The organism is Streptomyces sp. OZ13 (assembly GCF_052068155.1).
Lineage (GTDB): Bacteria > Actinomycetota > Actinomycetes > Streptomycetales > Streptomycetaceae > Streptomyces.
The window spans coordinates 70,227-76,734 of record NZ_JBQHCZ010000025.1 but is presented as its reverse complement, the minus strand read 5'-3'; the positions used below and the strand labels follow the sequence as shown (position 1 = coordinate 76,734).

Sequence of the window (6,508 nt, the reverse complement as noted above, 5' to 3'; positions counted from 1 at the left end):
AGGGGGTTGTCATGAGATCGCTCCGCGCCGCGCTCCGTGCCGCCAAGGCGCGCCGCACCGCCCGCCACCTGGCCGGCATCAGCTTCTGCGACAGTCGCGCCGAGGTCAGCGACAGCGCGGGTCGAGCGGCACAACATCAGCAGCATGCACAGCTGACCGCCCTGATCTACGCACGCTGACCCCTTTCGCACCGAGGAGACCGAGCGCCATGAGCACCCCCCAGCTCCCCGTCGTCGTCGTCGGAGCAGGACCGGCCGGCCTCGCGGCCGCCGCGCACCTCCTCGAGCGCGGCCTCGAACCCCTCGTCCTGGAAACCGGCGACGCCGCCGGGGCCGCGGTGCGCGAGTGGAGCCATGTGCGGCTGCGGCCCGGCCACCGCCGTGACCGACGCACGCGAACCGGTCACCGCCGGCAGCTGTTGCTGACCTGACGATGACCAACCTTCATACCGACCAGGCCGCGACCGGAACGGGGGACGGGTCGCGGCCTCGCGCAGTCCTGCCCGCCCTCTGCGTCACGCAGATCACCAGCTGGGGCATCGTCTACTACGCCTTCCCCGTGCTGAACCCGGAGATCACCGCTGCCACGGGCTGGTCTGCCGGCGCCACGACCGCCGCGTTCTCCGCGGCTCTTCTCGTCTCGGCACTCGCCGGAATCCGCGTCGGCCGCATTCTCGATCACCGCGGCCCCCGCACGGTGATGACCGCGGGCTCCGTCCTCGGCGTGCTCAGCCTTCTCATCGTCGCCGCCGCCCCGAACCTGGTCGTCTTCACTGCCGGTTGGCTGCTCGCCGGCATCGCGATGGCCACCACGTTCTACCAGCCCGCCTTCGCCGCCCTCACCCGCTGGTGGGCCCCCGACCACATCCGCGCCCTCACCATCGTCACTCTCGCCGGCGGACTCGCCTCCACCGTCTTCGCACCCCTGACCGCCGCCCTGGCCGACGAACTGTCCTGGCGCGCTACCTACGCCGTCCTCGCCGGCATCCTCGCCCTGATCACCGTCCCGGCCCACGCGTTCGCGCTCCGGGCCCCCTGGCCCAAGGCGCCACCGCCACCCGGCCGCGCCGGCCACCACGCCGACGCCGTTGTGCGCAGCCGGCCGTTCTGGATGCTGGCTGCCGCCCTCACTCTGTCCAGCTTCGCGATGTACGCCGTCGTCGTCGCACTCGTCCCTCTCCTGCTCGACCGCGGCTGCACCACCACTGAAGCCGCCTGGGCCCTCGGACTCGGCGGCGCCGGCCAAACCCTCGGCCGCATCCTCTACTCGACCCTCGCACGGCGCACCGGAGCAACCCTGCGGACTGCGCTCCTGATCGCCCTCGGCGGCATCACCACCGCAGCCATCGCTCTTGTCCCCGGCCCGTACGCGCTGTTCGTCGCGCTGTCGATCGCAGCGGGCGCGGTCCGCGGCAATCTCACTCTGCTCCAGGCCACCGCCATCACCGACCGGTGGGGAGCCGCCCACTACGGCCGCCTGTCCGGACTGCTCGGCGCGCCCACCGCCGGGGCCGCCGCCCTGGCACCCTTCGCAGGTGCCGCCCTGGCCGCGCCCCTCGGCGGCTACCCGGCGCTCTTTCTCCTCCTCGCCGCACTCTCACTCGTGGCAGCCATAACAGCCTTCGGCAGCACACCCCTTCGGACGCGGCGGAATACCGCACGCCCGGAATGACGCTCCCTGCCGGCTGGAGCCTCCGCCTGGACCGCGGCCAAGGTCGAGGCCCTTGTTGAACGCGTCCTCGGTGCGTGCGATCCCGCTCCACTGCCGGGTGGCGATGTCGTACACCCTTTGCGCCTGGCCGCGCATTGTGTCGTCGTGCTCACCACCCAGGTGGTAGTGCTTGCCGTCGCCGACGATCGCGAGCCCGGACGAGTCGGCGGTGTCCATGATCGGCAAGATCTGCCAGGCGTCGGACGCCTGCTGGGTGTCGACCTTCCGGGCGCCCGGCGGCGCCCGTGCGGCTGGCCGCCGCAGGCGGGCACGGTCGTCTCGAACGCGTCGGTGACAGTGCGAGCGGTCCCCCGCCGCGGGGGCGGGGGACCGCTCTCCTGTGCACCGTCCGGGGCTACTTCAGGCCGAACGCCCGGATGATCTCCTGGCTGACGCTCAGGCCGTCGGGGCCCTGGGCGGACGCGCGCAGCGAGACGAACGAGGCGGGGGTGTCCGGGGTGGCGAACTTCGCCGCCCAGCGGCCGTCGGCCGTCTTCGTCAACGGCACTTCCTTCCAGGTCCGGCCGTCGTCGTACGACACGGACAGCGTGGCCGTGTCGCCCTTGAACTGCTCACCGGCGATCCAGTCCCCGGTCTCCGCCCCGAGCCCGACGGCCAGCGCCCGGCCCGCCGCCGCGTTGCCCTGCAGATCCGTGGGGACGTCGAAGAGCAGGTTGAGCAGCTTCAGGTCGTAACGGGCGTAGTCGTCCGCCGCGTTCGGGTGGTGGGTGAACCCGTATTCGGTGCGGACCTTCGTCGAGTACCGCCAGACGTCACCGGGACGGGTCGCCTGGGCGACCACGCGGTAGGGCCTGGTCTCCCGGGGCAGGTTCACGCTGAACGCCCGTCCCGCCGACTGCTTGAGCAGCTTGTCGCCGTCGTACATGGCGATCGTGCTCATCGCGTACTCGTCGCCGCTCACCATGCCCGAGTGACCCATGCCCGAGTCCGACCACATCGGAATGTTGACCTGGACCCCGCGGTTGTCGGTGATGGTGCTCTCGTACCCGTCTCCGAAGCGCGGGTGCTGCACGGGGCCGAACCACTCCGTGTTGTAGGCGCGATCGGCCCGGTAGCGGTCCGCCCCGCCCCGCTGCTCGTGGTTGATCGCGTCCGCGACGTCGGCAGTGTGGTTCTCGTACCAGAAGCTCTGACCGTGCTGCGGGCTGACCCACTCGGTACGCACACCCGGGTACTTCTCGTACTCCGCGAGGCCCACGCCCCGGCCCCGGCCGATCTCCCGAACGGGGATGTAGTAGCGGAAGCCGCCGCCCAGGCTGTCCCTGTGCCCGTGGTACTTGGCGGTGACCTTCGCCAAGTCGTGGTCCGACGGACGGTAGTCGAGCGACCGGTCCGGGATCGCGTCCCGGTACACCTGTGCCAGGTCGTACAGGTAGTCCGCGAAGCGCTTCTGCTCCACCCGCAGCATGCCGCGTCCCGACTTGGCTTCGGCGATCAGCCGTGCGCCGTCCCCGGTCCGGACGGAGGCCACAGTGATCTCCTGGCTGCCGTAGCCCTCGTACAGGCGGCCCCGGGTGTCGTTGACACTGATGAGCAGGGTGGCACCGGCCGCGGTGGCGTTCTTGCCGCGGGTCGCGGCGTCGACCTCGTCGCTGCGCTCGACGACGACGGCCTTGCCGCGGGCGTCGATCCCTGTGTAGTCGGCCTGGGCGCCCTTGCCGGCGTACACGGTGGCGAGCTTGCTGCTGCCGTCCTTGAACGCGGTGCCGTTCTGGCCGGTCAACTGCACCTCATGCCCGCTGCCGGTCTCGGCGTCGAGGAACTCCTCGCGCAGCCGCCACCGCGTCATGAAGCTGAACTCACCCTTGGTGATCTTCTCGGTCGGGCCCAGATACACGGTGTCGTAGTACGGCAGCAGGACGAACTGGCTGTCGAAGCCGACGCCGCCGGTGCCGGTGCCGTTCTCGTACATCCGGTGGAAGTCGAGGATCGTCTGCGACACCTCGGTCTCCTTCGGGGCCCGTACGTCGGCCGCGCGCGCCTTGCTCGCGTCGAGCGTCACCGTGGTCGGCCCGTCGACCACCGTCTCGGGGGCGGTCAGGAAAGCCACACCGAGCGAGTCGGGGCGCTCCCCTTCGACATCCAGATAGGTCCAGGCGGTGTACGTGCCCGGCGGCACCCGCAGCGTGGTCTTCCCCTGGACGGCGATCGGGGCCGGGGCGCTGTTGCCCTCGAAAGTGAGGGCCACGATGCCATTGGCGGGCTTGCCGTCTCGTCCCTTCAACTCCAGCGTGAAGTCATAGAGTTCGCGCTCCTTGTACAGCGCGAAGCCGGTGTGGGCGGCGACGCTGTCGCCGTTCCTGGCGACGACCTGGCCGGAGAAGGAAGTGTTGGACGGGACGTCCGTCGGGTCGAGGGTCAGCGTGACGTCGGCGGAGCCGTTCGCGGGGACGGTGACGGTCGAGGCCGAGAGGGTGTACGCCCGGGCGTCGGTGTCGAGCGACAGGTCCAGCGTGACGTCGTCGGAGCCCGTGTTGCGGTAGGTGATGGTGCGTTCGGTCTTCGCGGCGCCCTCGTAGGGCCACTTGTAGACCGCGGCGGGCACCGATCCGGTGGCCTCGATCGTGGTGTCGACGGCGTTGATGACGTCCAGTCGGCCAGTGCCCATCGAGTACGGGCTGTAGGCGTCCAGCTTCTTCGAGGTGGTCATCAGCGCGTTCTTGATGCGCTGGCCGTCCCAGTCGGGGTGGCGCTGCTTGAGGACGGCCGCGGCGCCCGCGACGTGCGGGGTGGCCATCGAGGTGCCGTTCATCGACCGGTACATGCCGCCCGTCCACCCCGGCACCGCCTGCGAGGCAGCGGCGCTGATCGCCACTCCGGGTGCGGAGATGTCCGGCTTCAGAGCGTAGGAGTTGACCAGCGGGCCCTGGCTGGAGAACGAGGCGCGCCTGTCGGACTTGTCGACCGCGGCAACGGTCAACGCCGAGGCGGCCGACGCGGGGGAGCTTACGCTGCCGGGAGCGGAGGAGTTGCCGGCCGCGATCACGAAGAGCGGGCCGCCGTTCGCCGAGAGGGCGTTGACTGCCTGCGCCTCGGGCGAGTTTCCGTCGTCGCCGCCCTGCGAGCCGAGGCTCATGGACACGACGTCGGCGCCCTGGGCCTTCGCCCACTCCATGCCCTCGATGATGCCGGACTCGGACCCGTAGCCGCTGTCCGCGAGCACCTTGCCCACCAGTAGGTCGGCGCCCGGTGCCACACCCTTCTTCGCACCGTCCGAGGCGGCGCCGGAGCCGACGACGGTGGAGGCGACGTGGGTGCCGTGGCCGTGGCCGTCAGTGACTTCCTCGCCGGGGATGAAGCTCTTCGTTCCGACGATGCGGTCCTTGACGTCCGGGTGTGCGGTGTCGATGCCGCTGTCCAGTACGGCGACCTTGGTGCCCGTGCCGTCGAAGCCCTTCGCCCAGGCCTGCGGTGCGCCGACCTGCGGCACGGACTCGCTGAGGGCGGCCTTCACCCGGCCGTCCAGCCACAGCTTCCCGATTCCGCCGTCGAGGGTCCGGGCGTTCTTCGCGGCCGGGGTGACGGCGTTCCAGAAAGCGCGCGCCTGGTCTTTGTCGGCCTTGAGGGCGGTCGCGTCGATCGACTCGAGCGCACGGACCTTGGCGGCGCCCTTCGGGGTGGCCGGCGGCTGCGCGGAGCGGGACTTGGGAGCCGCGGCGATCACCGGGATGCCGGCCGCGTGCTTGTCGTCGAGCTTCATCTCGGCGAGTTCGGTGATGTTGAACAGCCTGCGATCGACCCTGTCGGCGGCCAGCAGCGGCAGCACCTCCGCGGGCAGCACGTAGGTGTCCTCGCCGTAGCGCTGGATGTGCACCCCGCCGGTCGCGCCCTCGGGGCGATCGACGGTCACGATGTCGTTGCCGCCGACGACCTCCTGGTAGTGCACGATGTCACCGGTGAGCAGCGTGATGTCGTAGGACTGGCCGCCGTCCTGCGCCGGGGCTTGTGTCGCGCCCGTCGTGCCGGCATTTGCCGCGCTCTGGGGCAGCAGCAGCCCACCACCGAGCGCGATCGCGGTGGCGGTCGCGGCCAGCGCGGACCGCCGTCTGGGTATGAATGTCATGCCTGAGATCTTCACGGAGCGTTCATCTCCGCGAACCGGCCTGTGGGTGGCGGGTAGCCGCCGGGGCGGCTACCCGCCACCCAACCGCTCGGAGACGTATGCGACGTTGTCGGCGCCGGCCCTCCCATGCGGCCTGGCCCCGGCCGTGTCCGTCGTGCGGCACCGATGTCGAGACCGGTATGACGGGCGAGGACGGCCACCAGTCGGAGCGGGGCGGGCGGGGCCCCGCTGCGACCACGCGCGCCGCGAACTTGAACGCGGGCGCAGCACCGAGGACTCAGGGCGGGCAGGCGGCATCATGACCCGCCGGCGGGCACCCCGCCGCCGAACGGTGGACCCAGCGGTGCGTCACTGTGCCGCCGACGGCAACGACGTCACCCAGCTCATCCCGCATCTCCAAGCGGGTTCCGCCGGTGCGCGGGAAACGCGGTCGGCTCCGGCGCCGCCCGGACATCGTGCTCGGTAACCGCGGCTACGACCACGACAAGTACCGCCGCCTTGTCCGGGACCTCGGCGCCAAGCCGGCCGTCGCTCGCCGGGGCACCGAGCATGGCTCCGGACTGGGCGCTCAACGCTGGCTCGTGGAGCGCGCGTTCGCCCATCTGTACTGGTTCCGCCGCCTGCGGATCCGCTGGGAGATCCGGGACGACATCCACGAGGCCTTCCTCATCCTGGGACGCGCGCTCATTTGCTGACGACGCGTGAAGTCGCTGC

At 71.0% G+C, this 6,508-nt stretch carries 4 protein-coding genes; 3 read left to right on the top strand and 1 reads right to left on the bottom strand.

What is annotated here, in order from left to right; all coding sequences use genetic code 11:
- Nucleotides 1–208: 208 nt before the first annotated feature.
- Nucleotides 209–430: an FAD-dependent oxidoreductase gene (locus ACTMTU_RS34605; RefSeq protein ID WP_441267385.1), complete on the top strand. Its 222-nt coding sequence runs from the start codon at nucleotides 209–211 to the stop codon at nucleotides 428–430.
- Between the two features lie 2 nt (nucleotides 431–432).
- On the top strand, nucleotides 433–1,671 hold the full coding sequence (locus tag ACTMTU_RS34600) for an MFS transporter (RefSeq protein WP_441267384.1): 1,239 nt from the start codon (nucleotides 433–435) through the stop codon (nucleotides 1,669–1,671).
- 394 nt (nucleotides 1,672–2,065) lie between these two features.
- On the opposite strand, the gene ACTMTU_RS34595 is transcribed toward ACTMTU_RS34600, so the two are convergent.
- Nucleotides 2,066–5,794: a S8 family serine peptidase gene (locus ACTMTU_RS34595; RefSeq protein WP_441267383.1), complete on the bottom strand. Its 3,729-nt coding sequence runs from the start codon at nucleotides 5,792–5,794 to the stop codon at nucleotides 2,066–2,068.
- A 455-nt stretch (nucleotides 5,795–6,249) separates the two neighbouring features.
- Here ACTMTU_RS34595 and ACTMTU_RS34590 point away from each other — a divergent pair, with 455 nt between their 5' ends.
- Entirely contained in the window at nucleotides 6,250–6,489 is a 240-nt protein-coding gene (locus ACTMTU_RS34590) for a hypothetical protein (RefSeq protein ID WP_441267382.1), read from the top strand.
- Nucleotides 6,490–6,508: the final 19 nt, after the last annotated feature.